General features: G+C 57.6%; 22 protein-coding genes and 1 pseudogene. 10 read left to right on the top strand and 13 right to left on the bottom strand.

Annotation, left to right across the window (positions count from 1 at the left end):
* Positions 1 to 17: 17 nt before the first annotated feature.
* The gene (locus J2X54_RS07665) at positions 18 to 425 is read right to left on the bottom strand and encodes a hypothetical protein (protein WP_310179585.1); all 408 of its coding nucleotides are present in this window, start codon (positions 423 to 425) and stop codon (positions 18 to 20) included.
* A 299-nt stretch (positions 426 to 724) separates the two neighbouring features.
* Between J2X54_RS07665 and J2X54_RS07670 the strand changes: the two genes are divergently transcribed.
* Positions 725 to 1,906, top strand: coding sequence for an extracellular solute-binding protein (locus J2X54_RS07670; protein ID WP_310179586.1), 1,182 nt, complete (start codon positions 725 to 727; stop codon positions 1,904 to 1,906).
* 6 nt (positions 1,907 to 1,912) lie between these two features.
* Here J2X54_RS07670 and J2X54_RS07675 read toward each other — a convergent pair whose 3' ends face one another.
* A complete protein-coding gene (locus tag J2X54_RS07675) occupies positions 1,913 to 2,818 on the bottom strand; it encodes a LysR family transcriptional regulator (protein ID WP_310179587.1) in 906 nt (301 codons plus the stop codon).
* A gap of 143 nt (positions 2,819 to 2,961) precedes the next feature.
* Between J2X54_RS07675 and J2X54_RS07680 the strand changes: the two genes are divergently transcribed.
* The 7 genes from J2X54_RS07680 to J2X54_RS07710 all read left to right on the top strand — a co-directional run bounded on the left by J2X54_RS07680 (position 2,962) and on the right by J2X54_RS07710 (position 12,181).
* Positions 2,962 to 3,438: a TadE/TadG family type IV pilus assembly protein gene (locus J2X54_RS07680; protein WP_310179589.1), complete on the top strand. Its 477-nt coding sequence runs from the start codon at positions 2,962 to 2,964 to the stop codon at positions 3,436 to 3,438.
* A gap of 113 nt (positions 3,439 to 3,551) precedes the next feature.
* A complete protein-coding gene (locus J2X54_RS07685; protein WP_070251926.1) occupies positions 3,552 to 4,661 on the top strand; it encodes a branched-chain amino acid aminotransferase in 1,110 nt (369 codons plus the stop codon).
* Positions 4,662 to 4,718: 57 nt separating this feature from the next.
* On the top strand, positions 4,719 to 4,964 hold the full coding sequence (locus tag J2X54_RS07690) for a hypothetical protein (protein WP_310179591.1): 246 nt from the start codon (positions 4,719 to 4,721) through the stop codon (positions 4,962 to 4,964).
* Positions 4,930 to 7,773 carry a type VI secretion system tip protein TssI/VgrG gene (locus J2X54_RS07695; protein WP_310179593.1) on the top strand — a complete coding sequence of 948 codons (2,844 nt, stop codon included), beginning with the start codon at positions 4,930 to 4,932 and terminating at the stop codon, positions 7,771 to 7,773. The genes J2X54_RS07690 and J2X54_RS07695 overlap by 35 nt, the downstream gene beginning before the upstream one ends.
* Complete coding sequence (locus tag J2X54_RS07700; protein WP_310179594.1) at positions 7,770 to 8,666, top strand: DUF4123 domain-containing protein; 897 nt, start codon at positions 7,770 to 7,772, stop codon at positions 8,664 to 8,666. The genes J2X54_RS07695 and J2X54_RS07700 overlap by 4 nt, the downstream gene beginning before the upstream one ends.
* A 2-nt stretch (positions 8,667 to 8,668) precedes the next feature.
* Positions 8,669 to 11,140: a T6SS effector BTH_I2691 family protein gene (locus tag J2X54_RS07705; protein ID WP_310179596.1), complete on the top strand. Its 2,472-nt coding sequence runs from the start codon at positions 8,669 to 8,671 to the stop codon at positions 11,138 to 11,140.
* Positions 11,141 to 11,149: 9 nt separating this feature from the next.
* The gene (locus J2X54_RS07710; protein WP_310179598.1) at positions 11,150 to 12,181 is read left to right on the top strand and encodes a DUF6708 domain-containing protein; all 1,032 of its coding nucleotides are present in this window, start codon (positions 11,150 to 11,152) and stop codon (positions 12,179 to 12,181) included.
* 133 nt (positions 12,182 to 12,314) lie between these two features.
* Here the strand turns inward: J2X54_RS07710 and J2X54_RS07715 are convergent.
* The 4 genes and pseudogenes from J2X54_RS07715 to tnpA all read right to left on the bottom strand — a co-directional run.
* Positions 12,315 to 12,712 (bottom strand): annotated as a pseudogene (locus tag J2X54_RS07715) (IS3 family transposase); the annotation flags it as partial.
* Between the two features lie 84 nt (positions 12,713 to 12,796).
* Entirely contained in the window at positions 12,797 to 14,338 is a 1,542-nt protein-coding gene (gene tnpC / locus J2X54_RS07720; protein WP_310179600.1) for an IS66 family transposase, read from the bottom strand.
* Between the two features lie 29 nt (positions 14,339 to 14,367).
* Entirely contained in the window at positions 14,368 to 14,715 is a 348-nt protein-coding gene (gene tnpB / locus J2X54_RS07725) for an IS66 family insertion sequence element accessory protein TnpB (RefSeq protein WP_310179602.1), read from the bottom strand.
* On the bottom strand, positions 14,712 to 15,110 hold the full coding sequence (tnpA, locus tag J2X54_RS07730; protein ID WP_310179604.1) for an IS66-like element accessory protein TnpA: 399 nt from the start codon (positions 15,108 to 15,110) through the stop codon (positions 14,712 to 14,714). The genes tnpB and tnpA overlap by 4 nt, the downstream gene beginning before the upstream one ends.
* A gap of 298 nt (positions 15,111 to 15,408) precedes the next feature.
* Here tnpA and J2X54_RS07735 point away from each other — a divergent pair, with 298 nt between their 5' ends.
* Together J2X54_RS07735 and J2X54_RS07740 are read left to right on the top strand one after the other, a co-directional pair.
* Complete coding sequence (locus J2X54_RS07735; protein ID WP_310179605.1) at positions 15,409 to 16,602, top strand: hypothetical protein; 1,194 nt, start codon at positions 15,409 to 15,411, stop codon at positions 16,600 to 16,602.
* Complete coding sequence (locus J2X54_RS07740) at positions 16,599 to 17,330, top strand: hypothetical protein (protein WP_310179606.1); 732 nt, start codon at positions 16,599 to 16,601, stop codon at positions 17,328 to 17,330. Before J2X54_RS07735 ends, J2X54_RS07740 begins: the two co-directional genes overlap by 4 nt.
* 441 nt (positions 17,331 to 17,771) lie before the next feature.
* Here J2X54_RS07740 and J2X54_RS07745 read toward each other — a convergent pair whose 3' ends face one another.
* The 7 genes from J2X54_RS07745 to J2X54_RS07775 form a co-directional block, all read right to left on the bottom strand.
* The gene (locus J2X54_RS07745; protein ID WP_310179608.1) at positions 17,772 to 18,455 is read right to left on the bottom strand and encodes a PAAR domain-containing protein; all 684 of its coding nucleotides are present in this window, start codon (positions 18,453 to 18,455) and stop codon (positions 17,772 to 17,774) included.
* A 10-nt stretch (positions 18,456 to 18,465) separates the two neighbouring features.
* Positions 18,466 to 19,158, bottom strand: coding sequence for a hypothetical protein (locus tag J2X54_RS07750; RefSeq protein WP_310179609.1), 693 nt, complete (start codon positions 19,156 to 19,158; stop codon positions 18,466 to 18,468).
* The gene (locus J2X54_RS07755) at positions 19,155 to 19,757 is read right to left on the bottom strand and encodes a T6SS effector amidase Tae4 family protein (protein ID WP_310179610.1); all 603 of its coding nucleotides are present in this window, start codon (positions 19,755 to 19,757) and stop codon (positions 19,155 to 19,157) included. The genes J2X54_RS07750 and J2X54_RS07755 overlap by 4 nt, the downstream gene beginning before the upstream one ends.
* A 167-nt stretch (positions 19,758 to 19,924) precedes the next feature.
* On the bottom strand, positions 19,925 to 21,583 hold the full coding sequence (locus J2X54_RS07760; protein WP_310179611.1) for a DUF2235 domain-containing protein: 1,659 nt from the start codon (positions 21,581 to 21,583) through the stop codon (positions 19,925 to 19,927).
* Between the two features lie 3 nt (positions 21,584 to 21,586).
* On the bottom strand, positions 21,587 to 22,249 hold the full coding sequence (locus J2X54_RS07765; RefSeq protein ID WP_310179612.1) for a hypothetical protein: 663 nt from the start codon (positions 22,247 to 22,249) through the stop codon (positions 21,587 to 21,589).
* A 10-nt stretch (positions 22,250 to 22,259) separates the two neighbouring features.
* Positions 22,260 to 23,177, bottom strand: coding sequence for a DUF4123 domain-containing protein (locus J2X54_RS07770; protein ID WP_310179613.1), 918 nt, complete (start codon positions 23,175 to 23,177; stop codon positions 22,260 to 22,262).
* Positions 23,177 to 26,032: a type VI secretion system Vgr family protein gene (locus J2X54_RS07775; protein ID WP_310179614.1), complete on the bottom strand. Its 2,856-nt coding sequence runs from the start codon at positions 26,030 to 26,032 to the stop codon at positions 23,177 to 23,179. The genes J2X54_RS07770 and J2X54_RS07775 overlap by 1 nt, the downstream gene beginning before the upstream one ends.
* Between the last annotated feature and the right edge of the window lie 161 nt (positions 26,033 to 26,193).

The following is a 26,193-nucleotide window of genomic DNA, read 5'->3' on the forward strand; positions in this document are numbered from 1 at the left end:
GCGGCTGGCGGGGAGTGCTAGTGGCAAGCGGCGCCAAATACGCCGTGGCGTGGCGCGATGTTCATGACGTGGGCGGTCGGTTCGGCCGGCACTGCCCAGCCGCCCTCGCGCTCGAAGTCGTCGAGCGCGGCCTCGAGCGGTCCCGGTGGCGCATCGCCGGCGTGCAGCCAGTGGTGCAGGATGCTGAAGTACATCTTGCCGATCAGGCCATCGTCGTGCGCGGCCAGCGGGCCGACCATGCCAGCACCAGGCTGGAATGGCGCAAAGCGCAGCCGCACGGCGCCATCGTCACCGGCGCCGTCATCGGCAGACAAGTGCACTTCGCCACCATTGTCGATCCACAGCACGTGGGCGCCGGCACGGTCGTCGGCTGCGGCGATCAGGCGGCGCAGTTGGCCCATGGTGGTTGGGGTGGTCAGGTTCATGTCGATACTCCTCGTAAATGATCTGTCACATGCAGGGAGATTGTGCTCCTGCCCGAGCCCGGTTTGCGTAGGACGGACGCGTAGTTGAAGGTAGGATTCGAACAACCCTGGTTGTCATCCACTACCAACAAAACAATTTAGATGCCCCTGAGACATTATCAGGGTATCCTGAAAGCCGGCGCTGTCTGCTCTTTCCCTCCAATGACAGAATCTTCCCAACCTCGATGACCTTGACACCATGCCGCAACGACCGTCCCCGCCGCCGGCATGCCATGGGCTGGCTGTGCGCTGCGGTTCTCATGCTCTGCCCGCCTGCCCGCGCCGAGCAACTGGTGATCGACTACGTGATCTCCAACAGTGCGCAGCGCAGCAACTGGCTGGGCATCATCGACCAGTTTGCCGCGGCCAATCCCGATATCGAGGTGGTCAACAACGGCTTCCCGCAGGAGCAATACAAGCGCGACTTCACCACCCGGCTCAAGCAGGGCCGCGCCGATGTGGCGTTCTGGTACGCCGGTGAGCGCCTGCGTGATGCCGCCAGCGGCAAGCTGCTGGCACCGCTCGACGCCGACATGCTGGCGCTGTTGAAAAGCAAAAAATTCTTGCCCGGCACCTTGGAGGGCACCCGCATCGACGGCCAGGTATACGGCTTTCCCTTGTATTACTACGTGTGGGGCTTTGTCTATCGCAAGTCGCTGTTCCAGCAACTGGGCCTGCAAGCGCCGGGTACCTGGGATGAATTCCTGCAGGTCTGCGCGCGCCTGCAGGCGGCAGGCGTGACGCCGCTGGGCCTGGGCGCACGCAGCGGCTGGCCGGCCGCCGCCTGGTTCGACTACCTGAACCTGCGCACCAATGGCGTCGACTTTCATCGCAAACTGCTGCGCGGCGACGTCGCGTTTACCGATGCGCGCGTGCGCCAGGTATTCGACACCTGGGGCAGCCTGCTGCGCAAAGGTTACTTTTTTGCGCCCACCATCGACCAGGAGCACGAGCGCGTGCTGCCCTACCTGTACCGCCACCGCGTAGGCATGATGCTCGCCGGCAGTTTCATCGCGGCCCGCTTCCCCGCGGCTATCGCGCCTGACATGGGCTTTTTTGCGTTCCCGGCCGTACGGCCCGGCCTGCCCATCTACCAGGAAGCGCCGCTCGACGTGCTGGTGTTGCCGGCGCGCGGCGCCCACCCCAAGGCCCGTCAACGCTTCCTGGCATTCCTGGCCGAGGGCGACGCGCTGCGCCGCATCGCCGAGGCCGACCAGACCCTGCCTCCGCAGGCGGGGGCCGTCTCGCCCGCCGTGCTGCTCGGTGAGCCCACGGCGGCCGCCTGGCGCGCTGCGGCGGGCCACACCTATTTCTTCGACCGCGACGCCAGGGCAGAACTGGTCGCGCCCACCTACGACAACCTGCGTCGCTTTCTAGAACCGCCCTACGATACCGACCAGGCGGTGCGGGCGATCGAGGCGGCGCGCAGCAAGCTGCGTTGAGACAATTTATTCGGCGAAAGCTTCCACCACCAGGTGGCGCAGCCACAAGTTGCCGGCGTCCTGGCTGTAGCGCCGGTGCCAGAACAGCCTGGTCTGCAACGACGGCAGCGCCAGCGGCGGCAGTGCATAGTCGAGCTGGAATGGCGTGGCCGCACGCTGGGCCAGCTTTTCCGGCACCGTCACCACCAGGTCGGTCGTGCCCACGATGTAGGGCACGGCGGTGAAATGCGGCACCTGGAACGTGGTGGCCGCGCGCACGCCGGCCTGTTCCAGCAAGGTGTTGACCCGGTCGTACGGGCTCTCGGACGACGCCACGACCAGGTGCTCTGCCGCCAGGAAACGCTCGAGCGTGAGGGTGCCACGCCCCAGCGCGTGGCCTTGGCGGAACATGGTCACATAGGCCTGCTCGAACAGGCGCCGCTGGTACAGCGCGCCCGAGACATCATCAAAAGCGCCGATGGCCAGGTCCACGCGGCCCGCTTCCATTTCGGTTTTGAGGTCGATGGCGCCGGCCCGTACGGTGCTGACCCGCACCGCAGGTGCGCGCTGGCGCAGCAACTCGATCAATACCGGCATGAAATATACCTCGCCCACGTCGGTCATGGCGCAGCGGAAGTGGCGCGTGCTGGTGGCGGCATCGAAGGCCTGCGGTGGATTGAGCGCTGCACCGATGGCGGCCAACGCCCCGGCCACCGGCTCGGCCAGGTGTTCGGCGTAGGGCGTGGGCTGCATGCCGTGGGCGGTCCGCACGAACAGTTCGTCGTCGAAGGCGCGCCGCAGCCGCCCGAGCGCGTTGCTCACGGCCGACTGGGTCAGGTGCAGCCGCCTGGCCGCCTGCGAAATCTGCCGTTCGCGGTACACCTCGTGGAATACCACCAGCAGGTTGAGGTCGATGTTGCGGATGTCGATCATGGGCGCAGCGCAGTAGTGTGGCCGCATAGCGTACCATTATTGACAGGCTAGATACCCTGCATTCCTTCATTTACACGTTGACTGACACGGAGCAAACCGGCGTACGGCATTGCTGGCTACATTGCCAGGTCAGGAGACACGATATGTCAGCCAGGAAACACTCTCAGCATCCGCAGTACCAGCGCCCGGGGGCCGCGCGTGGCGTGGCGGCGATCGAACTGTTCCTTCTGATGCCGATCTTCGTGATGATGCTGGCGCTCCCGCTCTACATGGGCCGCTATTGCTACCACTACAGCGCTGCGCATGCGGCAGCCACCAGCGCGGCGCAATACCTGTCGAAAATCCCCCTGAGCGAAATGACCAACACGACCAGGGCGCCCATCGTTGCCGCCATCGCCCGGGAGATTGCGGGCGAGATGCTGGCCGAGCTCAAGCCGGGCCTGGGGCAGCCATCGGTGGCGATCGATTGCGGCAGCGGCTTACCCTGCATGGGCGTGGTCAAACCCGCCTTCGTCACGGTCCATGTACAGATGGTGGTCGCTGATTTTTTCTTCCCCAAACGCACCCAGCTGCGACTGCCGATCGTGGTATCGGTGCGGCTGCCGTACATCGGGCGGTAATCCGCTACCGGCAACGCACGGGCGCATGCGGCGCTGCTGCGTATCGTATAATTCCTCAACGATATGAGATACATCATCGACCATTCGCCGACTACTCCGCAGCAGACACCTACATGACCACTATCGACGCCACCTTCCAGCTCCACCGTTCCACCTCTCCCCTCAGCGATGCCGAGCGTGCATCGAGGCTGCAAGCAATCCAGTTCGGCCGCGTATTCAGCGACCACATGGCACAGGTCACCTACCGCGACGGACAATGGCAGGAGCCCACCGTCAAGGCTTACGGACCGGTGGCGCTCGATCCTGCCGCTTCGGTACTGCACTACGGCCAGGCGATTTTCGAAGGATTCAAGGCTTACCGTCAGCCCGATGACGGCATCGCACTGTTCCGTCCCGAAGCCAACTGGGAGCGCTTCAACCGCAGCGCAGCGCGCCTGGCGATGCCCTCGATCCCCAAAGAACTGTTTATCGGCGCTGCCGAGGCGCTGGTGGCAGTGGACCAGGCCTGGGTACCGCACGGCGCGGGCGAAAGCCTGTACCTGCGCCCGTTCATGATCGCCACCGATCCATTCCTCGGTGTGCGTCCGTCGGAGCAATACCTGTTCATGCTGATCGCGTCGCCCGCCGGCGAGTACTTCCCGCAAGGACTCAAACCGGTCAGCGTGTGGGCCAGCAAGGAATACGTCAGGGCGGCGCCGGGCGGCACCGGCGAAGCCAAATGCGCGGGCAACTACGCCGCCAGCCTGCTGGCGCAAGCCCAGGCGCAGCAACACGGCTGCGACCAGGTGATCTGGCTCGACGCCATCGAGCGCGAAGTCATCGAAGAAATGGGCGGCATGAACCTGTTCTTCGTGTATCGCAATGGCGCAGCGCCTGTCATCGTCACGCCCGCGCTGACCGGCACGCTGTTGCCAGGAATCACCCGCTCGACCCTGCTCGACCTGGCCGCCAGCCTCGGCTACTCGTCCGAAGAACGCCGCCTGCCGCTCACGCAGGTGCTGGCCGACATCGCCTCCGGCGCCATTTCCGAGGTCTTCGCCTGCGGCACGGCAGCGGTCATCACGCCTGTCGGCCTGATCAAGGGTCATGGCATCGAGCAAACCATCAATAATGGCGAGAACGGCCCGGTCGCCCTGTCGCTGCGCACCGCACTGCTCGGCATCCAGCGCGGCACCCTGCCCGATACCCACGGCTGGCTGCATCCGGTGGCTGTAGCGGGTTGATTGCTGGGCTAGCGGTGGGGCCATAAGGTACGCCCCTCACCCCAGACGCAACAAGCCATGCCTGCACTCGTCAGGCTGGCTTTGACGCATCCAGAAGCGATGCGTCCCATTGCTCAATTGATATCAATCCTGGCAGCGCGCAGACTCCTCAAAGTTCAACCAATCGAATCACTCTTGCCGAAAACTTATTTCTGGGTTGTAATCTTGCATGGATTCTATCTATATGGCGGCAAACAGCCAGCCACAGTAACCCAGGAGCACCAAAATAATGTCGGCCTCAGCGCAACACCAGCAATCGAGTGATCTCGGATCGCTGCTGTCAGGATTTACCCAAAACGCCAGGATCATCAAGCTCAGTACCGTGCTCGGTCCCGACGTGCTGCTGGCCGAGTGCGTGCGTGGTGAAGAAGGCATCAGCCAGGGATTTCGCTTCAAGGTTGCCGCCTTGTCCCAGGACGCTGCGCTGTCGCTCAAGGCGCTGATTGGCCAGCCGGTGCTGATCGAGCTGATGACCGCCGCCAGCCGCGACCAGCTGCGCCCCTTCCATGGCCACGTGACAACGGTCGATATGGCCGGCGCCAACGGCGGCTTCGCCCGCTACAACCTGACGGTGGAGCCCTGGACCGCGTTCCTGGCGCCAGGTCGCGACAGCCGCATCTTCCAGGACATGACGGTATTCGACATCCTCGACACCGTGTTCGCGGCCTACCAGGGCCAGGGCAAGCTGGCGCCGGCCTGGCGTTTCGACATTCTCGACCGCACCATCTACCCCAAGCGCAGCATCACCACGCAATACCAGGAAAGCGACCTGGCCTTTGCCGAGCGGTTGATGCACGAAGAAGGCCTGTTCCACTATTTCGAACATGCGGGCGACAGCGCCAGTCCCGGCCTGGGCAGCCATACCATGGTCATCGCCGACCATAACGGCAGCTTCAAACCCAACGCCCAGGCCAGCATTGCCTACACGCAGCCAGGCGCGACCATGGTTCAGGACAGCATGGACCGCTGGCGCACCGAGTTGCGCCTGCAAACCAATGGGGTGGAATTGAGCAGCTGGGACTACCGCTCGCTCGACACCCGTCCGGTGACCGCCACCAGCAGCGGCAACAACGGCGGCGACAGCTCGCCACTGGTGAGCCGCGACACCCCGGGCGCCTACGCTTACCAGTCGCGCGAACAGGGCCAGCGCGTGGCCGACAACCAGTTGCAGGCGCTGGAAGCGGCGCGCGAAGTACACGTGGGCGCCGGTACCGTGCGCACCCTCGCCCCCGGCACCACGTTCGCCCTCACCGGCCAGGCCCAGTTCGACCTGGCCGGCAGCGACGACGAACGCAGCTTCCTGGTCGTGCGCGTGGTGCACCTGATGCACAACAACCTGAGCGCCGACATGAAGGCGGGGCTGATGCAGCGCCTGGGGCAAGGCCTGCTCGACGCCCTGATCGGTGAAGAAGAAGGCACCAGCCTGCACGCTGTGGGCAAGGGACTGGGCCAGCGCCCGCTGTACCGCAACCGCATCGACGCCATCCGTAACAATATCCCCTACCGCAGCAGCGGCGCCGACGCCCACGGCCGCCTGCTGCACCCACGCCCCACCATCCACGGCCAGCAGACGGCGATCGTGGTGGGCCCCGGCGGCACCCCGATCCACACCGACCGCGACCACCGCGTCAAGGTGCAATTCCACTGGCAGCGTGGCGCGCAAAGCCACAGCCGCCTGCAGCACCCGATGCCGGACGGCCACACCGGTGCGCCCGGCGACGACCAGGCCGGCACCTGGGTGCGCGTGGCAACCCCGATGGCGCCGGTGGCTGGCGCCAACTGGGGCAGCAGCGCCCTGCCCCGCGTGGGCCAGGAAGTGCTGATCGATTTCCTGGAAGGAAACATCGACCGCCCCGTCGTGCTGGGCACCGTGTACAACGGGCGCGGCCAGGCCGACGCCCAGCACAACCAGGTCAGCGCCGGCGCCGGCACAGCCACCGGCAACGCGCCCGCCTGGTTCCCAGGCGAGTCGGGTGGCCATGCGCACCCGGCAGCGCTGTCCGGCATCAAGACCCAGGCCATGCAGGCCAGCCAGGGCGGCAGCGGCGCCTATAACCAGCTTGTCTTCGACGACAGCCCCGGCCAGTCGCGCGTCGCCCTGCAACGCCACGCCACCGCGCACCAGGGAACGGCCGAACTGAACCTAGGCCACCTGCGCCACCAGAGCGACAACCAGCGCCTGCAAACAGCAGGCTTTGGCGCCGAGCTCAAGACCGAGTACAGCGTCGCCCTGCGCGCCGGCAAAGGCCTGCTGCTCTCGACCAACGCCCGTGCCAGCGCCACCGGCAACCAGATGGACGCCAAGGAAGCGATCGATCAGATCGAACAAAGCGTGCAACTGCAGACCGACCTGGCCGAAATGGCGCAAAAGCACAGCGTGCTGACCGCCGGCGGCAAGGCCCAAGCCGGCGCTGGCGCCGCAGCGACCCCGTTGCCAGCCATCGAGCAGTTAAAGCAAAGCGCCAAGGTGCTCGCGGCAACCGAGACCGAAGTGCCGGCCTACAGCGCGCCGCAATTGCAGCTCAGCTCACCGTCGGGGATTGCGGTGACGACGCCGGTCAATGCGGTGCTGGGCGCTGAGACAACCACCAGCCTGACGGCGGGCCACGATATCAACTTTGCTGCGCAGGCCAATACGTATTTCGCGGTAAAGGACGGCATCAAGCTGGTAACTTACGGCAAAGCGACCAACGCCCAAAAACCGAACCAGGAAATTGGCATCAAACTGCACGCGGCAAGCGGCAAGGTAAGCAGTCAGAGCCAGTCCGATGAGACCAAGCTGACGTCGGACAAAGCGTTGACGGTATCGAGCGTGACCAAGAGCGTGACAGCGAGCGCCAAGCAGTATGTGGCGCTGACGGCGCAAGGGGCGGTCCTGAAAATGGAAGGCGGCAATATCATGCTGCACGGGCCGGGAAAGATTGAGTTCAAGGCTAGTCAGAAGGAGTTGACGGGGCCGGCGACCGCGAGTGCGCAAGCCATTTCTCTGCCTACTGCCAGCAAATTGACGCTGTGTGAACTGCGTGCATCGGGCGCGGCAGCCGGAGGCGAAAGCATGGTGCCGGCATCATGATCGAACCAGCGGAAAATACCTTCGATTACAAAATCCTGGCCACGCATAAGTTTTGCCTTGTCGATCCAAATGCGGTAGGAGAGCTTCCGGACAGTGTAAGTGGGAAACCGCTGGTACCCGACGAGCTTGCGAACAGTGCTCACCTGATGCCTGTATTGCTGAACTTGCGCACGATACCGGAAGAAAGCGGGAACGCCTTACTGAACGCACTCTATGAAGCACATTCTCAGCAAGAAAGGCCTGTCGTCAGAGTCTTGGTTGAGACGGATGCAGATACCGAACAATTCACGCGCCAATGGAACAGTTTGCAGCTGGTTTCACTCGACACTGGCGTTAAATCTTGGCTGCGGATTCATGATCCACGCGTTCTGCACCAATTGTGGCGAGTGCTCACGCCGGGCCAGCGCCATGCCCTGTTGGGAAAAGCCAGATCAATATCCTATTGGATCGCTGGCCAGTGGGTGAAAATCAGCACCTCGGACGAAGCCAACCCGAATCCTGACCAGGTAGTCAGCAGCCCGTATCAAGGCACCTCAGGCTGGGATTGGCGCCGCATAGAACAGATCGGCATTATTAACCGCGCTCTCGAACTACTTGATGCAGAAAACCCACTAGTTTTGCAGCGCCAAGCTGAGATGGCGGAGGATCTCATAGCACGCGCCAAAGCATTACACGGCTTGAGCATACCGGAGGATTTGGTCGAATTCGTCTATCGTGGATTATCGTCCCATCCGCTGTTCGACCAGCACCCGGCATTGGTAAAAAACATCAGACGACCGGGGGATCCATCCGACGACTCCACTTTGGCAGATCGGCTAGCGCTGATCGATGAAACTATCTGGAACGGATTACATGGTCAAACCGTTACGTCATCCATCTTACAACGAAGCTGAATATGACCGATACCAAGAAATGCCAATATTGTGACAAGCGCGGGCTTCCGATTCTTTTGATACGCGATGCCATCGCCCAGGCGGGTAAAGGCGCACCACTTGCAAATGAAGCCCCGATTGAACTCGAAGCGGCTGCGGCCCATTACACGAAGCGCCTTTTGCGCTCGGGCTACGTGAACGTTTACGATGAAGCGCGCAAGCGTTGGGAACTCTATTTTGTTACCGCGCAGGGTCACTATTTCAAGCTGCTGCTTCCTAGGCCAGGCATAACAGCGATAGTGCCTGAAAAACCGTTCAATTGCCCCGACAAAGGTCACAGCGAGCTGGCTAGTTGCATCACCGTGTCCGATCCAAAACATGCGACCAAAGTATGGATCGGCTTTAGCGATGTGCTTTGGACCGACGCAGTACGTACTGCTAATGAAAGTGCGGTCTATCGCAAGCGGCACATGGTGGAAGTTGACGTTGAAGCTGCGTTAGCAGGAACAACTCAGCCCCACGCAAGGCCGATTGCGCAACTGCCAGCCGTCGTAGCGGAATATGCGATGAATCCGCGTGTGGCGAAGGTTGCGCTGGGCTGGGGTCCGTATGAGCTGAGTTTGCGTCAGGGGGCGGCGCAGTCTCTGATAAATGCTTTCGATGGGATGCGACCTCGAAAAGGTTTAATGGTCACGCTTCCTGACCCGGCGGGAATTGCGGCTGAGTTGGCGGCGCTGATGACACATTGCGTGGAACAATTTAATAACGGCCCTGACTACCGCCGTAAGCTTGCCGCAGACTTCCAAATTGGGAGGATTGAGACTGCCATCCGAGAATCCGCAAAAACTGCCGAAAGTACCGCAGCGGAAGAAATTGCAAATGAGCGCATTGCCAGCAACCCTATAGGACACCTGCTGTTCGAGAGGGAAAGGAAGGAAACTGAGGGAATACGCGAAGTTACTTTAGCTGAAGCAGAAAAAAGTGCTGAGCAGGCTTGGAAGAAGTATGCAAACAAGCTTAACAACGAAGAACGAAAGAAGTGGCAGGAAGAATATAAAACAAGGTTACAGGCATACGACAAGAAATACGTCGCTCCGTTGGCGGAAAATCACGTTAGCTGGATGAAGAGCAAGGCTATGTCGAGTTACTTCAGTTGCAACTACGATCCAGAGAGCCCGCACTCAGGCGTTGTATACACCGCAGTCGTTACCCAATGCGTGAGAGATACGCAAGACAAGCTTTCCTGCTCAAAACTTTACGAAGAGTGGCTGGAGGGCGATGTAAATGACAAAACAAATCTTGCTCTTCAGGCACTTTTTCTAAATATCAAGAAATTAAAGGAGGCAGTGGGCGAGGCTACCAAAGTCAGCATTGACCCGCGCATGTTTCCCTGGGATAACATCTTGGCGATATACACCAGCGCGTTGGGCCGCTTTGAAAAGGATGTTAGTGAAGTTGCCGCTCGGTTGGTTGTTCAGTTCGCAGGTCCCTTTTCGCGAGTACTAGGAAGAGTCTTGGATGGAACAACAAAAATGCGGGCTGCAGTAATTAGTTTAGGAGTTATCGCTGGGCATCCTGTGATTATTTGCGAGATCGAAGGTAGCAAAAAACAATTCCGTCAGTATCTTATCAAGACAATGCTCAAAACTTCAGGACAGACAGTCAGCAAAAATCAAATTCAAAAGGCGGTGGCAGACCAGCTCAAGCAATTACAAATCCAGGGCGTTCCGATCGAAGGGTCCACTAAAAAACGTTGGTTCATATTACTGGACAAAGAAGTGCTTACCTCAGTCCAAACGGGTAACAACACAGTGCAAAAGCTTTCTGGATCTATTCGTACCGTAGAGCAAATTGACAATCTAAACCTTGATCGTTGGAGAACCGTTGTTAACAATAATGTTCGTTTCGGGATAGTGGCAGGACTTATACAAACAATATGTCTGACCAAAACAATAGCCGACGAAGAGAAGGCATTGTCAAATGAAGGCTTTGATGCAACTTCCCGCATGTACGCAGGCATTGGGACAGTTGTCGCAACTACAGCCGATGTCTTGGGTAATTATCTTGAAAAGCGAGCTATCCAAGGACTGCCATTTGGGCAAGGACTGATTAAAAGCCTTGGTACTTTCATAAGCAAGACAGCTGGGCGCGCTGCGATTGGCTTGGGTTTATTTGTCGCAGTTCTAGACGGAAGAAAAGCATATGAGTCTTTCAAAGAAGAAAAGGTTGGTCTGGCCATACTTTATGGTACATCAGCAGCAGCTGGATTTACTGCCACCTTATTAATCGGCGGGGTTTTCACTCTAGGTGCATTCACAATACCGGTTATCGGCATACTGATTTTTGTAATCATTGGAGTAGCCGTTTGGATTGAGTATCTCAAAGACAATCCTGTCCAAGATTGGTTGGAGAGGTGCGTCTGGGGGACGATGCCGGCTGAAAGATATAAAGATATGGAAACTGAGCAGGCGCAACTTGCCCAGGCACTTAAATAAAGGTTCCGAATGGATAACATAGGTTTAACATCTAAATTCGCAGTCAATAGACCACTAACACCCCAAGAAGTGGAGCAAAGACTACAGCAAAAAGTGCGCCTACTAGTTGAGCCTCATTATCAACTAAGTATCATAAAATGCAATTCCACTTATCTGGAGTCGATTGATAAATGGTATGGTGAAAAGGGATTGATCACTGCAATTGTTACAGTAGGAATGCTAATATTCGGCGGTTTCGGTGGAGCCATGATATGGATTTCACTATCAAAATATTTTGGTTTCACGCCAAAAGTCTCCGATGATAGCAATTACTTACTTCATGCAGTTGTGATTGCAGCCATTCTAGCTCCTATCTTTACTGGCTTAACGTGGCTCTTGCGCAAAGAGTCTTTCGCATACACTCATTACCCGATTCGCTTTAATCGGATATCGAAAATGGTGCATGTTTTTCAACCAACAGGAACTATACTGTCTGTTCCCTGGAACGAGATTTTCTTCACGATCGCCCAAGCTGACCATGTCTACAAATTCATGAATGTTTTCGGCCACGTTTTGGATAAAGATAAACTTACCGTAAAAAGCACCTTTGCGCTGAGTGTTTCAGAAACAAGTAGTCCTGATGGAATTACGCTATTAAAATCTCATTGGGAATTCATGCGCCGCTACATGGAAGAAGGGCCTGAGGCAGTGACTAGTCAAATCGAGTTCTGTTTGCCTGTTAGTGAGCAAAAGGAGTCTCTTATGTTCGGTGTGCGCAGGCTGATGGCCAACAGCTCTGTCGCCTCACCCATCATGTATCCAATAATTCTATTTTCGCTGCTTTTTTCATTGCTAACTGTGCCATTTCGCTATTTTTCCATCAGGACCAGCAAGATTCCACGCTGGCCCCAAGAAATTGAGAAAGAATGTACGGTAGCTGTCAACGATCCTTACGCCATCTACGGAGATGCGCGCGGCGAGAGGCTTGCAGTCTTCCCGGAAGCAGCGGCATCGGCGGGTGTTGCATTTGTCGGACCTCCGAAAAACCCACTTCGCCCGTGATGCGGTCAAATTAAGGAATGCGGTTCTCAAACACCAAGCGGGACCAAGCTGCGGTCAAGATGTGAACCGAAGGCGCGGAGAGCTCTGCTAAGCAGCTTCTTGAGGTGTACAGTCAATAGTGGACACGTCCGTTTCAAGCAGCCAGTGCCTGCTTTCTGAAATTCTTAGCAAACGACGCCGGCGATACATAGCCAAGGCGTGAATGGCGTCGCTGGCGGTTGTAAAAGATCTCGATGTACTCCTTGATTGCCGCCTCCGCATTGGCCCGTGTTGTATACCCCTGATGATGAATCATTTCGTTCTTCGGGCTGCCCCAGAAGCTCTCCGTCGGCGCGTTGTGGTAGCAGTTTCCCTTGCGCGACATCGATGCCTGCATGCCGAACTGCGCGACCAGTTTGCGATAGTCGTCGGCGCCATATTGGCTGCCACGATCCGAGTGCAGAATCAGTCCTGGTACGGCCGCGTTCCTCGAACGGCCCGCCACAACGCTTGCGCCGTCAGATCCTGCGTCATCCTCGGTCCGAGCGCGTAACGTAAGCGTCCGCTCAGCGCCGTCTTGAGTGCAGGGGCTTTTTGATCGATGATGGCGTCACACCGCTGGGAAGCGGCGTGTTCTCAACGGGCCGCTGGCAGATTGCAGTTCCAAGGCAAGAAATCATCAACCCGGTTGACGGGATGGTCGGCGATATGCGCCAGCACGTGACGCAACCAGGCTTCGGGATCGACACCGTTCAGCTTGGCGGTGCCGATCAGCGAGTAGATCGCGGCAGCGCGCTCGCCGCCGCTGTCGGCGCCGGCGAACAGGTAATTGCGGCGGCCGATGGCCACGCCACGCAAGGCGCGTTCGGCCGCAGAGTTATCGATCTCGATGGCGCCGTCGTCGCAATAGCGCAGCAGCGCGGGCCACAGCTTAAGCGCGTACAGGATTGCTGCCGCCGTGTCGGACTTGCGCGATAAAGTATCGAGCGTGCTGCGCAGCCAGCGCTCCAGGTCGTCGAGCAGCGGGCGCAAGCGGGTTTGTCGAACCTGCCTTCGTTCGTCAGGTGGTTTGCCCCGGATATCGCTCTCGATCAAATAGAGCTCGGCGATCCGGCGCAGCGCCTCGGTGGTCAGCGGCGTTGCGCGCGCAGCGTGCAGGTCGTGGAATTTGCGTCGCGCGTGCGCCCAGCAGGCCGCTTCGCGGATCGTGCCGTCGTCGAACAAGGCGTTGAAACCGGTGTAGGCATCTGCTTGCAGCACGCCCTCGAACTTGGCCAAGTGAGTCTGCGGATGGATACCCTTGCGATCGGGCGTGTAGGCAAACCAAACGGCTGGCGGCGTCGAGTCGCCGGCTGGTCGGTCGTCGCGCACATAGGTCCACAAGCGCGCCGTCTTGGTTTTGCCATTGCCGGGCGCCAGCACCGGGATCGGCGTGTCGTCGGCGTGCAGCTTCGATGCTGCCAGCACATGGCGCCGAACGGCGTCGACCAGCGGGCGCAGCAAAGCGCTGGCGGCGCCGACCCAGCTCGCCAGCAGCGCGCGATCGAGGTCGACGCCTTCGCGGGCGTAAATAACGGACTGGCGGTACGGCGGCAGATGATCGGCGAACTTGGCTACCAGGATGTGCGCCAGCAGGCCGGGGCCGGCGATACCGCGCTCGATTGGCCGGCTCGGCGCCGGCGCCTGGACGATGGCGTCGCAGCAGGCGCATGCCAGCTTGGGGCGCACATGACGAATCACGCGGAAGCTGGCCGGCACGAATTCCAGTTGCTCGGCCACGTCCTCGCCCAGCGGCCGCAGGCCGTCACCACAGGCAGGGCAGGCATCGGCCGTCGGCGCGTAAACCTTCTGGTCACGCGGCAAATGATCGGGCAATGGACGCCGCACTGACTTCTTGCGCGGCGCCTGGTCGGCCGCCGGCATCTCGCGCGCCGCCTCGGCCTCGTCGGCCTGCAAGTCTTTCAGCTGCAACTCCAGCTGCTCGATCTGATGATCCAGCTTTTCCGACTTGCGGCCGAACTGCATGCGCCGCAATTTGGCGATCTGCAGCTTGAGGTGCTCGATCTCGACGGCGCGCGTGTTCAGTTGTTCACGCAGCCCTTCCACCACCTCGTCCTGGGCGAGCAGCAGCGCTTTCAAGGCGGCGATGTCGTTGGGCAGGTCGGCTGGGCTGAGCATGCGCCAAGTTTACGCGAGGCTTCTTCCGTTTACAAGGCCGACGTTGGTTTCCAGGTCCGCTCCGGCCGCCGCCAGTCTATGCCCTCAAGCAGCATCGACAGCTGCGCCTGCGTCAGCGCCACCGAACCGTTGCTGGCCTGCGGCCAGATGAAGCGGCCGCGCTCAAGCCGCTTGGCCAGCAGGCACAAACCATCGCCGGTCCACCACAGTAATTTGATGAGGTCGCCGCGCCGGCCCCGGAACACAAATACGTGGCCGCTGAACGGATCTTCCTCCAGCGCCGTTTGCACTTTGGCAGCGAGACCGTTGAAGCCCGAGCGCATGTAGGTGGTGCCAGCGGCCAGCCACACCTTGGTGCCCGCTGGTAGGCCGATCATCGCAGCATCCGATCGAGTACCTGCGCCAGGACGGCCGCGTTGGGCTGTCCAACGATTCGCACCCGGGCCTGGCCGAGCTCAAGCACGATCGTGCCGGTGCCGGTGGCGTCGCCGTCGGCCGAGGCCTTGCCTGGGGCAGGCGCCATCGGTGCCAGCACCACCGGCAACAAGCCATCGTCGCGCATCAACGCAGGCACGCCGAGGCGTCCTTGTTGATAGAGGCGGCGCCAGCTGAACACCTGGTTGGCGTTGACGCCGTGTTCGCGCGCGATGCGAGCGACAGAGGCACCCGGATCGAGCGACAGCGCCACCAATGCGCGCTTGAACTCCAACGAGTGCTGCCGATAATGGCCGCGCGCATTCTTGGAAGTGATCGGTTGAAAATTTGTGTCCATAATCAGAATTTGTGGGCACAAATGCTGTGCCAAAATTCGATCATGAATGGTGGTGGTCAGGCAGTCCAGACGGCGCTGGGACGACGCTTATAGCACCTGCAACCTCCTCTCCGAAAGTCCCACAGGAAGTCTGTATTGATTTGCCCGGTGAAGCCGTGCAATGCTGGCGGTCAAGCGATAATATAAAAGTCGTCCTAAGAAAACATCGGGACATTTTTTTGAAATTAACCTTAAGCCCGGTGCTTCCTATACTGTGGAGTCGGAGCATGAATTTTATTCGCCCAAGCAAAAGAAGTTATTGAAACGCGTAACATTCAGCGACAGTGAGCGTTTTCATCTTTGGGTGGGTCGAGATTTTAAAGGCAAGCTCCTATTAAGATCCGGAAAAAGTGTCATTGGAACTTATGAGCCCAATAAGTTAGACGTCAAGGGTTACGATGCAAATCCAAAAACAAAGCCAGAGCCTTTAATGGTAATTCTAGGTAAGAAGGAGCTTTCCTACCCTTTGACCTGCACGCCACAAGATCGTTTTGGCACAACCGATACCCAAGGAATGTTTAAATCATTTTTGGACCCAAAGATGTCTTACCTTAAGACTTATGGCACCGATTTTGACTATCAATACTACCAACAACAGCCCGAGATCAAAGAGTATGCTTGTGTTACGGAAGGGCTGGCCTCCGAAATTCAGCCGCAAGTTTTGAAGCAGCTAGACGAAGGGGCCGCAGTCGAGGGAACCATCGATCAGATATTTATCCCACCGAAACCTGGCACTTTGAAATCCGACCTTTACTCCGCGATGGGGGTAGCTGCTGGTTACATATCGAATAATGAAACGCTTACCGCGAATTGGTTTAAAGAGAGCGCGGGGTATATGCAAGAGCACTGGAGAAGCATGAATAAACTCATGATGACAGTCAGAGTAGAAAAGAAGATGAAAGGAAAGTACCGAGTTTTATTTAAAGGTCGTCTAATAAGCCGTATGACATCACAAATAATGGGGGTCGCCGCCAACAATAAAATTGTTCACCAACGTGTGCCACTTGGCTCACCAAAAAGTTCATTTGTAGATGGTGGATTTTCAAAAACCGGGAAAGCAGGCTATGGCGGAGTTAAAAGATTAATATTAACAAGCGCCGAAAATTTCCGCGGTGGAGTTAAAATTCAAATTATCGGTACTGTGATAGATTTAATTGGGGATGCAAACGCTGTGTACTTTGATGAAAAAGGTAGCAAAGATCTTTCTGAGTTTCTTGGGAGAGCTGGAGTTTCAATAGCAAAAGCTGGCGCCACAGCTGCTTTAGGTAGTGTTTTCGCTGCTGCAGGGTTGATGATTTTAGGAGGTATTTTTGCAACTGTAGGAATCGCAGCCTTACCAGTTGCCTTAGTTGTTGCAGTTGTTGTGGGAGGGTACATTGGAGCAGCCACGTTGGTCGATTATGTTGACAACGGCCTCGGGATCAAAGAAACAGTTGCTGGATGGGCGCGATGATGCCTAAACCAACACCACAAACTTTAATTTTGTCGGCCGGAATGTTTATTGCTTGCATAGCAATAGGAACTTTAATTACACTTAAATTGACTGACTCTGATTCGGCGAAGAGTTATCTTTGGTTCACCTCGATAATTTCCATTTTAGCATTTTCTCTTTTGATTAAAAAATACAAAAGTGGCCAAATAAATCTTTACGATCAGTTGTTATATTTTTGCTTTTACGGATTCTGCATGGTGTGGTTTTTTCTTTCACTATTTTTGCCTATATTTTGGATGAAAAATATTGATATGACAACGAAAATAATTTTAGGTTGTTTTTCAATTATTGTCCTAACTTCTAATTTCTCACTTGGCTTCAGTGAAGCAAGAAAAAAATGGGCGCTTTTTGGAAGATCTGCTTTTGAGCAAGAATGTGAAAAATATGGGCAAAAAATTAATTGGGCAAAAATAGCAAAAAAAATGAGGATTAATATTACTATTCATCTACCTGGAGTCCCAAAGCGTGTCATGGATATAATTTCTATTTTGATGATCGGCTTTATGATTATTGGTCTCAATTTAAGAACAGCAATGCCAGTTTTCAGTGTTTTTGCTTGGGGCATTCCTGCAACGGTATTTGCTGGCTGTTTGATCCAACTAATGGGAACATATCTTTTTTTAATAAAACTTGTACGTCGTCTTGAGACAGAAAAATCTTTTTCTATTCAAGCTGGAAGCGAAGAATAAATAGTCGAGTCTGAATAAATCGTAACCGCTTGATTCTGCTGGCGAAAGAGCGGAAAACGGTAGCCGGGATTTGCGAGCCATCGCTAAAATGGTGGCGATTCCTTGCAAATTTCAGAGGGCAGTATTGGGCCGGCGCCAACAGGGCTGACCAAGCAACTGCCGGCGAATTCAGGCCGCCGTTCATCCGTCCGCCCAGCATCGCAACCCGGACCGCTGCTCCGGCCGGAAGCGCTGCGGGCAGGTTCGCCTTTTAAGTCTCACTGAGAATTTATTCGACGCTATGTGGCAGTCGGCCCGCCGTCTGTAATTGGGCAAATTCAGTTCTCGATCCTAATCAGTGAAAGCGTGAATCTCTCAGCGGGGGCATTCCTCGCGTGTTAGCAGACAGTTGGACGGGGCCCCCTGGTGGTAACACGTCCGGCCAGGCCACAGCGTTACTATTTATCCAAGCACGCCAATCTGAACTGTCTTCTGATTAAAAACACTCAGTAACTTCGCCCCACCATCAGCGCCGACCTTGGCCTGAAGTTTCAACTCCCTCACGCCCGCGACCAGTTCGGATTCATCGTCGTTTTTCAACAGGATATCCACGCTTTCGCCGGCGGCGTAGTTTTCCGTTTCGACGTGAAGATTGAGGTCCACGTAGTGACGCGCGATATCATCTACAGGCGTCTCATCCTGGCCATAGCTCCAGTACAGGCGCTTGATCGACTTTTCTTTGCTTTTTTCGGTGTCCTTTCCTGCCAGACCTGCAAGCGCTTTCGCTGCGGGAGCTGCCGCAAGCGCTGCGATGGCGGGGACCACCGCAGCGGCGGCAGCAGTTTTTGCAGCAGGTGCTGCTGCACCGCCGCCACCGCCCGCCATCTCGACCGTATCGGTGAACTGGGTAGGAATCAGCACCGCACCGCACGAAGTTTTCATGCCAGCGATCGCAACACCCTTACCATAGAAATTGGTCGTGACGACTCCTTCCACAATCGGGAAATCTCCCTTGCACTTGGGGCAGTGCACCTTGTGTCCGATGTAGGCGATCGGTTTGCCGTGGCAAATGTCCGAGGGTGATCCCTCCAACACCACCCCGTCGTGGTTGGTACGGTCACCCTGTCGAATTATTTCTCCGGCCATATATTTCCTTTCACATTCCGAACGGCGAATTGCCCGCCGGCTTGCATTGTAAGACTTGGGTATCGCTACCGTTCAATGTCGTAATTTTCGGCGGCTGGCCGTCGCGACAGACTTTATCCAATGCTGGCGGTGCGTAAGAGCGCAGGACTTTGCCCGCCGTCGTCATCACCAGGCCTTTGCCGCCTACAAAGATTGTGTTGTGGCATTCAGCATCGGTACAGTAGCTGACGCATTCGCTGCACACATCGATTTTATCGTTGGCTACAGCGCGGCACTGGTCATACCTGGCAGGTACGACCACGCTGAATTGCCCGGCTTTGAAGTAGCCGCACTTGGATACCGGCTGCCCTTTGTCATTGACGCTATCGACTAAGAACCGGCCTATGCCATGTTCGGCGTTGGGATAATCGAAATCACCGGTGTGACGTATGCCTGGTATGACAACGGCTCCCGCGCGGTTCACGGCCACCATTTCGCGCGGCGCCGTGATCGTGATAACCGCCATGCCATGACGATTGGCATTGATCTGTTTGAGATATTGCGGCTTGACCGCACGATCGCTGCCATTCATCACGAAACACTCGGAGGACCATTCTTCTCCGGTCTGGGTGGCGGGGCAGAGATCGGCTGAGCGAGTCCCTGCCGATGCGAGCGAACAGAGACTCATCGCAAAGCAAGTAGCCAATATCGTGGCCAGCCTCATTTGAGCTCCCAGAATTTCACTTTCGCCACTTGAACGACGCGGTCCTTGCCTTCGCCCTCAATTAACTGCGTCAGCCAAAAATAATACGTGTTCTTGGCAGAGTCATCATGGCCGTCTGCGTAAGCGAGCTTTTTTGCGGTGCCGTCCCATAAAGTGAAGTGTCCGGAAGCATCGCCCCATCCCTGCACTTCGAATACGACTATGCCATTTTTCGACGCCAGCTTGGTATCCAAAAAGTCTTGCGCCTGCTTCACGCGTTCCTTGAACAAGGCACTCATGCGATCCGCATCACCCAGCAAGGAAGCGGGAATGATCTTGAGGCTCAGTTCAGCATCGGGATTCTTGAACTGCTTTGCCAGTTCCCCCTTCAGATCCCCTACCCTGATCCAGTAAAGGTAATCATCGCCGCCTTTCATGCTGCCGCCAGCGCTGGGCGCCTTACCCAGCTTGAGCCCGCTACGGTTGAGCGCATACGACATGCGCACTGCACAGGTATTGGCATACGCAGCATGTTTGTACAGGTTTTTGAATGCCCCGCCGATTTTGACGTCGTAGAGATCAGCAGTAGCGACGCTGCTGTCGGGATAGTACTTCTTCATGTCTGCCCAGGAGGGGCGTCGCGCGGTAATCGCGGTCGACGTGCCACCGGCACTTGCAGTAATCGCCAACTTGCACCTCACTAATATTTCAATTCAGATAATCATAGCATTTCGTGCCGTTGCAGAGGTGTCCGCTACGTGGCGCCGAATAGCCTGGCTGTCACCGGTCAGGCGATGGCAGACTGCGCTTCGGACCCGGGACCTTGTTTTGGCATCAACATGGCCTCTCTCACGCCGCCCACTTCGGGTTTTGCCCCCTCGTATCTCCAGTAAAGAAATTTCTTGCCGCGCTTACCCATGAAATATTGGCGATTTCGACTCCAACGGCTGGCTTCCACAAATCCAATCTTGGAGTCCGACATCTGGTTTTTGAAACCTGCCACCGAATCGTGAACATAGCGGTCGAAGAACATGTCGAAAAGCTTACGTTCCGTGATGGTCATGGATTTCCTCAGCTTGCCCCTCCAGGCATCGAAGATCACGTCTTCCAATGGCTCCGTGGAGCTGCGGAAAAAGCCTGTTTTCTTTTCTGCGATATTCTGAACGTCACGCTCCCATTCGCGATCTGTAATCGTCATGTATTCATCGGGCGTTGCGTACATGACGGACTGGCCTCTCGCGATGATTGCTTCTCGTTCTCTGCGCGCCGCCCTCTGGCGCTCCGTGCGGCCCCAGCGCCAATGATAATACGCGTTCATGTGACTGATGACCTGCTTCTCGAGGCGGCCATCGACACTCACATAGCGCATGTAGGCCTCGAAAGAACGCTGTAGATCGCTACTGATTCTGAACAGCGAATCGTAATTTTTGAGCACTTCCTCCGGCGGCTTGAATGGTACGCCTGCTGCGTACGCGGACAGGTACATATTGCAAAGTGGAATTCGGGAGAGTTCACTCGAACGTCCCTCCTGGTTCATGTCGTCGTACCCTCCGCCGACGTCGGAGTGCGCCCCAGGATAAAAAGTTTCTCGACAGTTCAAAGGCGTGGATTGATTTATTCGAACCGAATCAGAAGGGAATTTCTCGCGGACCTCATGCGCAGCGACATAATGCTCGCAGAACTGAACGTAAGATGGAATGCGAAGGTCGCCAGCCCAGTCGGCATGGCCGCCGTCATCGACCATGCTTAATGCGCCGCCCAAAACAGGACCCAAAAAGTAGCGCAAATTCTTTTCAAGTCGACTTCCACCAAATCCCACTGAAGCCACGGTGTCAAAAATGCCGAGGAAGTAGAATACCAATTTTGGCTGGATGAAACCGCCACTTTTGGTCCAGATTAATTGCCCATCGCCTTGTTGATAGCACTGTCCACCCAATTGACGGACAAATGCTCGCGCCTGTGCAGCTCCCCGGCTGAAACCAAACACCGCGACATTGATTTGATTCACATGCGGCATATGCCGATCAATGCGGGCTTTTAACTGTTTCAACATCCAGGAAATGCGCGCTTGCCCCTTGGCAGCGGAAGCCATGCCAAGCGCCTTGTCGATTCCTCCGCCGCTGTCCCCAATCTCGGGGAACGGGGTACCGACGCCGGGGGCATAAATGGCGTAAGTCTGATGTTCTGCATCCTCTGCCTTGTGCGCGAATCGCCCCAACTTTGCAACGTTGCTGTATTTCACCGTTGCAGACGCGAGCGATCCATTGCCATCATTCTTATAATTATTTCCGGTGCCATCAAAAAAACAGCTAATCCAGACCGGCTTGCGACATGCAGTTAGATCTTTCGTCATTGTCACCTTCCCCAAACGTGTGCGGACGACACTTCTGGCGAATCTTTCATTCTTGGTGATGTCAGTAAGCCGGCGTATTGTTGGTTTGCTCATGGTTCATTCCCTATGGGGAGGACGAGGTATGCCATAAAATGGGTTATCAATTTCTTTCTTGCAGAATTTACCAGGTGGAAGCCGTGCTGAATGTCGTTTAATCTCGTCGGTAGACAATGGCCCGCCCGTGCCAAATGTCCCTAGCCGCGCTTGAACTGAACCATCGGCAAGAAAGTGAAGAAACACGGTGGTTGGGCGCTCGGGGCCGATGGCGGGAAGGATGTCGACGCTGGCTTCACACCAGCGACTGCCCGGGGCGCTTTGTTTCGATAGACGTTCATCGTACGCGATGCTCGATTTACCGTCGTGATAACTGGTGTCATACACGACGCTCCACACTACCCGAACGCGCAGGGGCTGGTCGATTGGACGGTCCCAGATAAAACAGCAACTGCCCTCGCTAAAACTTACCTTGTCACCATTGTCCAGCGTGGCCTGGCTTGCATCGCGAAAAAAGACCGACCCTCCGCTGGGGGCCTCATCGATCTTGAAAGGCAGTGAGCTTTCCTTGAAGGCAATCGAATAAATGTCGTAGGGCGTGTAGTTATAAGACGTGGTGGTAAAGGTTTTCTCGCTAAGCTCTTGCTGTTCTCGAGCGTCCTCTTTTTGCCCGTTGCATCCGGCGAGAATCATGAGGGAAAATACTATGAAAACTAATTTTTTCATTTGAAATATTCTATAAAATCGAATCGGATTCTTCCAGTGAGGCCCATTGCTCCGGTGTCCACGACAGGATCCGTTCGCTGAACGAGTCATCAGGGCTAGCTTGCCGCAGTGCTTCAGCAGCAACAGGACTCGCATCGAAGTGCGCTCCAATCATAAGCGACAGCATGCAGTAACACTTAAGATCGGCCGGCGACGATAATCCGTAAGCACTGGCCTTGCATAGCTGCTGCGAGAAAAACGCGTAGCGATCTCGCGGAGATAGCGTGGAGAGCAGGTGCTGATCGTCACTTTCCAATTGGTGCATCACCATATATGGCAAGGTTTTACTCATCAACTCGTCACATTGCTGCTGGCTCAGTAGCATAGGATCGCTTGGAATTGCTACTGCGTCCCCGATTTTTTCGCTGCCGAAGCTGTGAGGGCGTCCATGCATATCGATGTACACCCACGCGCGGGATCCGCCAAGAGCCGCGGCGCGTTGCGCCCTATCCAATACGCCGAGCCAGTGCGGCAGGACCAACGGATCGTAGTAACGCATAACCCACTCAGTTCCGTCGTCGTGTACGACATCCGTCAGCCATCTCAGGCGCTCGAACAGGATGGGGAACGGTTCATCGGAAACAATTAAAGACAAGAAGTGCGCACTATTAGCCTGTTTGAGCAGCTTGGTAAGCACTGGACAATGCTGACCTCGTGCGTGTCTCAACAATACCGGACCGGCATAAATCGCGTCCACTTGGGCAGACTCGCCCAATAACGAGTGCAGCGTCACCGAGTCATCATTTGGTAGCGTTAGTCGCCCGAGGCTTGGGAACTTGGCACCGTCAATCAAGCTATAGAGCATCGCACCACGGTCATTAAGATCCGCATGGTTAATCAGGCTCAGTAGCGCCAAGCCATGTGCAGTGATCTCGTTTTCGTTCGACATCACTCCCCCTTGGCAGCAAAAGGTGAACCGCTCTTGGCCGCTTTTAACAGGCACTCTTTGCATATACTGCGAGGCATCACTGGCAAAGGATAACTGGTGCGCTCGGGGCCGGTGAAGCTTTTCTTTGCCGCATGAATGGTGATCTTGCCAGGGCATTGGACGGTAATATTCCCCGCTGCAATCGTAATATTCGCCCCACCCGCCGTCGATAAACTAATGCTTTTTGCGGCGCCCCAGTCGATATGCGCGTTAGCGCTGGTGATAGTGACTTCCTCGCGGGCCTGAAGGTTGAGCACATCTGATTGTGCCTGGAGTTCGATGGCGTCCTTGGCCGCAATCATCTGCAAGCCGACATTGGCGTCGCCCGCCTTCATCGCCCCGCCCAGCAGGCCGATCGCCTGACCGCTGTGCACCCGCATCTGCCCGCCGGTGGCGAACTGGGTGTCCTGCCCGCTCATCAGGGTAATCGTTTCGCCATTGGCCAGCTGCAGGTTTTCGCCCGACAACACGCCCAATCCCGCCTTGGCCGCAATCGCGATAATCGCATCGGTGGTATGCGGCAGCTTGTCGTCGGCTGGCGTGACCGGTTTCTGCGGCGCCTCGGCCTTCGCGGCGTCCACGCTGTTTTGGTTGAGCATGCCGGACGTGGCGGTTTGCAGAGCCTTGATGGGCGCAGCCTTGTCGTCGAGCACGCTGCTGTCGGCTTGGGCCGCCCCCAGGTGGCTGGCCAGTGCCACCGTCTCGTGCGTCCTGGCGGCGTCGCTGAAGGTTTGCGCGAGCGTCGCTGCCTGCTTGAGCAGCGCCATGCCGGCGCTGTTGTCGCCGGCCGGATCGCGGGTGTCCGGGCTGTGGATGATCTTGTAGCTCGATACCAGCAAACCGGCGCCTGCCCGCACGGCGCCGTAACCGTCGGTGCGCAGCTCGGCGCCGGTGCCGCGCAGGCTGCCGCGGTAGTTGTCGGCGGCGTGGATCAGGTGGCCCAGCGTCAGCTCGCTCGCTGCGTGGCTGCTCTTGAGGTGGATGCGCCCCTGGTTATCGGTGTCGTCGAACAGCAGCTGGTTATAGCCGGCGCCGCCAAACTCCTTGCTACGGATGCCCCACTGGGCGGCGCTATTGCGATGGCCGGCGTTGTCGGCAGCGGCGCCGTGCCACAGCGGGCTGTTGCCGCCGGCCAGGTTGCCCTGCCCCGAAATACCATGATCGTGCGCCGACTGGAATACGGCGGTGTCGCTGTCGCGCTCACTCTTGCCGCCCGGCGTGGGCAGCTGGCCGCCCTCACCCTGGCCGTTGTAGAGCGCGCCGACGATGATGGGCCGGTCGATATCGTTTTCCAGGAACTGCACCAGCACTTCCTGGCCGATGCGCGGAAGGAACTGGGTGCCCATGCCGCCGCCGGCCGAACGCTGCGCCACGCGCACCCAGCAGGTGGCGTTGGCGTCCTGCTGCCAGTGGAACGCGATGCGCACGCGGCCCAGGTTGTCGCAGTAGATTTCATCGGCGCCGGCCGCACCATTGCCGCCCCCGGCGCCAACCACGATTGCGCTCTGGCTGCCGTGAGCGGTTGGTTTCGGGTGGTGGCGCAGGCCGTTTTCGCCGATGACCGGGCGCCACGGTGTAGCGGCAGCGATGGCCTCGAAGTGGTTGGCATAGCCGCTGTCGCTTGCCTGGGCGATGACGGCGGCAAAGCTGTCGGGCTGCTCGGGCATGGTTTCGTCGAGCAGTTCCGGGATCGGGCCGAACAGTTCGGCCAGGCCTTGTTTGGCCGGCGTGGGCAGGTTGTTCACACCCACGCTGACCACCCGCAACACCACGTACTGCTGGTCTTCGCCACCGGCGCCGAGCGGTCCCTGGGTGAGCGTGAAGCGTGTTCCCGCGCGCAGGGTACGCACGGTCGAGCGGCCATCCCACAGGTGGCGGCGCGCTTCGTTCGCCTCCATTTGCAACAGCGCGTAGCGCTGGGCCTGTTCGCCGTTGGCGTAAAAATACTGGCCGGGCGTGTCGTAACTCTCGATGCGCGGCGCGCGGGCGCCGCCAACCGCGCCCTGGGTGGGCACGCTGGCAGCGACTGCCTTCTTGGATTTGTAGTCGTAACTGAGCACGGTACTGAGGCCGGCCCGCAGACTGCGGTGCGCGCGCAGCGCCTGGATGGTGTCGGCCGACTCGCCCACGCGTGCGCCATGGAAGCGGATGCCGCCGCCCGACTCGCTGCTGGCGTCCGCCGGCGTGGCGGTGGCGTTGCTGCTATTGGCAAACAGCACCATGCTCTGGCCACCGTCGATTTCCTCAAAGCGCCACGCCAGGCCTTCTTCGGTCAGCAGGCGGGTAATGAAATCGAGATCGGATTCGCGGTATTGGCAACAATAGCTGCGCGCGCCGGCGCCGGCCATGATCGATGCGGTCTCGTCGCTCCAGCGCCACTGCGCCAGCGGCGCATGGGCCTGGAATACCGATTCGACGATCTCGATCACGGTTTTATCCTGCCAGACCCGGCTGTTGCGCACCTGTCCCAGGCGCCACAGCCATGGCTGCAAGCGAAGCCGATAGCGCGTCAGGCCGCCGAAGCTGCCCAGCATGGCCGCTTCGGTGACGAGGCCGCTAAAGCGGGTACGGGTGCCGTTGGCCAGGCTCGCTTCGAGCACGGCCTGCTGGCCCAGCAGCTTGGCCAGGTCGAGGTAGGCGTCGGTCGAGAGCAGGATCAGATCACGGTGGCCAACTGACTGCAGCTCTTCGTGCGCTATGAAGGCTTCGACCAGCAACGGCGTGGCAGCGCCATCCAACTGCAATGCATACAGCCGCGTATCACTGGCAAATTGCGCCAGTGCAGTCCTCACCTCCTCTACAGCCAGTTTCGCCATGTCGTCGCCTTGGTCGGTTCCATGGCAGAAAGTGTAGTATGAGATAACTTTATGTGGAGCACGAATGGTTGAGCTCGCGTGCTCACATTCGAGCGGCCGTCCCGCAGGTGGCAGCGGGACTGATTCGCTTCCATCTTCAGCAGCGCGTAACGATGAGTCTG

Origin of the sequence: Duganella sp. 3397 (assembly GCF_031456625.1) — a bacterium.
Classification (GTDB): domain Bacteria; phylum Pseudomonadota; class Gammaproteobacteria; order Burkholderiales; family Burkholderiaceae_D; genus Rugamonas; species Rugamonas phyllosphaerae.

Excerpts from the sequence above, each read along its gene's own strand:
- J2X54_RS07755 (WP_310179610.1), bottom strand. The coding sequence starts at position 19,757 with ATGAAGAAGTACTATCCCGACAGCAGCGTCGCTACTGCTGATCTCTAC.
- J2X54_RS07680 (WP_310179589.1), top strand. The coding sequence starts at position 2,962 with ATGTCAGCCAGGAAACACTCTCAGCATCCGCAGTACCAGCGCCCGGGG.
- tnpC (WP_310179600.1), bottom strand. The coding sequence starts at position 14,338 with ATGCTCAGCCCAGCCGACCTGCCCAACGACATCGCCGCCTTGAAAGCG.
- J2X54_RS07775 (WP_310179614.1), bottom strand. The coding sequence starts at position 26,032 with ATGGCGAAACTGGCTGTAGAGGAGGTGAGGACTGCACTGGCGCAATTT.
- J2X54_RS07685 (WP_070251926.1), top strand. The coding sequence starts at position 3,552 with ATGACCACTATCGACGCCACCTTCCAGCTCCACCGTTCCACCTCTCCC.
- J2X54_RS07670 (WP_310179586.1), top strand. The coding sequence starts at position 725 with ATGCTCTGCCCGCCTGCCCGCGCCGAGCAACTGGTGATCGACTACGTG.
- tnpB (WP_310179602.1), bottom strand. The coding sequence starts at position 14,715 with ATGATCGGCCTACCAGCGGGCACCAAGGTGTGGCTGGCCGCTGGCACC.
- J2X54_RS07760 (WP_310179611.1), bottom strand. The coding sequence starts at position 21,583 with ATGAGCAAACCAACAATACGCCGGCTTACTGACATCACCAAGAATGAA.
- J2X54_RS07675 (WP_310179587.1), bottom strand. The coding sequence starts at position 2,818 with ATGATCGACATCCGCAACATCGACCTCAACCTGCTGGTGGTATTCCAC.
- J2X54_RS07700 (WP_310179594.1), top strand. The coding sequence starts at position 7,770 with ATGATCGAACCAGCGGAAAATACCTTCGATTACAAAATCCTGGCCACG.
- J2X54_RS07765 (WP_310179612.1), bottom strand. The coding sequence starts at position 22,249 with ATGAAAAAATTAGTTTTCATAGTATTTTCCCTCATGATTCTCGCCGGA.
- tnpA (WP_310179604.1), bottom strand. The coding sequence starts at position 15,110 with ATGGACACAAATTTTCAACCGATCACTTCCAAGAATGCGCGCGGCCAT.
- J2X54_RS07695 (WP_310179593.1), top strand. The coding sequence starts at position 4,930 with ATGTCGGCCTCAGCGCAACACCAGCAATCGAGTGATCTCGGATCGCTG.
- J2X54_RS07665 (WP_310179585.1), bottom strand. The coding sequence starts at position 425 with ATGAACCTGACCACCCCAACCACCATGGGCCAACTGCGCCGCCTGATC.
- J2X54_RS07705 (WP_310179596.1), top strand. The coding sequence starts at position 8,669 with ATGACCGATACCAAGAAATGCCAATATTGTGACAAGCGCGGGCTTCCG.
- J2X54_RS07710 (WP_310179598.1), top strand. The coding sequence starts at position 11,150 with ATGGATAACATAGGTTTAACATCTAAATTCGCAGTCAATAGACCACTA.
- J2X54_RS07740 (WP_310179606.1), top strand. The coding sequence starts at position 16,599 with ATGATGCCTAAACCAACACCACAAACTTTAATTTTGTCGGCCGGAATG.
- J2X54_RS07745 (WP_310179608.1), bottom strand. The coding sequence starts at position 18,455 with ATGGCCGGAGAAATAATTCGACAGGGTGACCGTACCAACCACGACGGG.
- J2X54_RS07770 (WP_310179613.1), bottom strand. The coding sequence starts at position 23,177 with ATGTCGAACGAAAACGAGATCACTGCACATGGCTTGGCGCTACTGAGC.
- J2X54_RS07750 (WP_310179609.1), bottom strand. The coding sequence starts at position 19,158 with ATGAGGCTGGCCACGATATTGGCTACTTGCTTTGCGATGAGTCTCTGT.
- J2X54_RS07690 (WP_310179591.1), top strand. The coding sequence starts at position 4,719 with ATGCCTGCACTCGTCAGGCTGGCTTTGACGCATCCAGAAGCGATGCGT.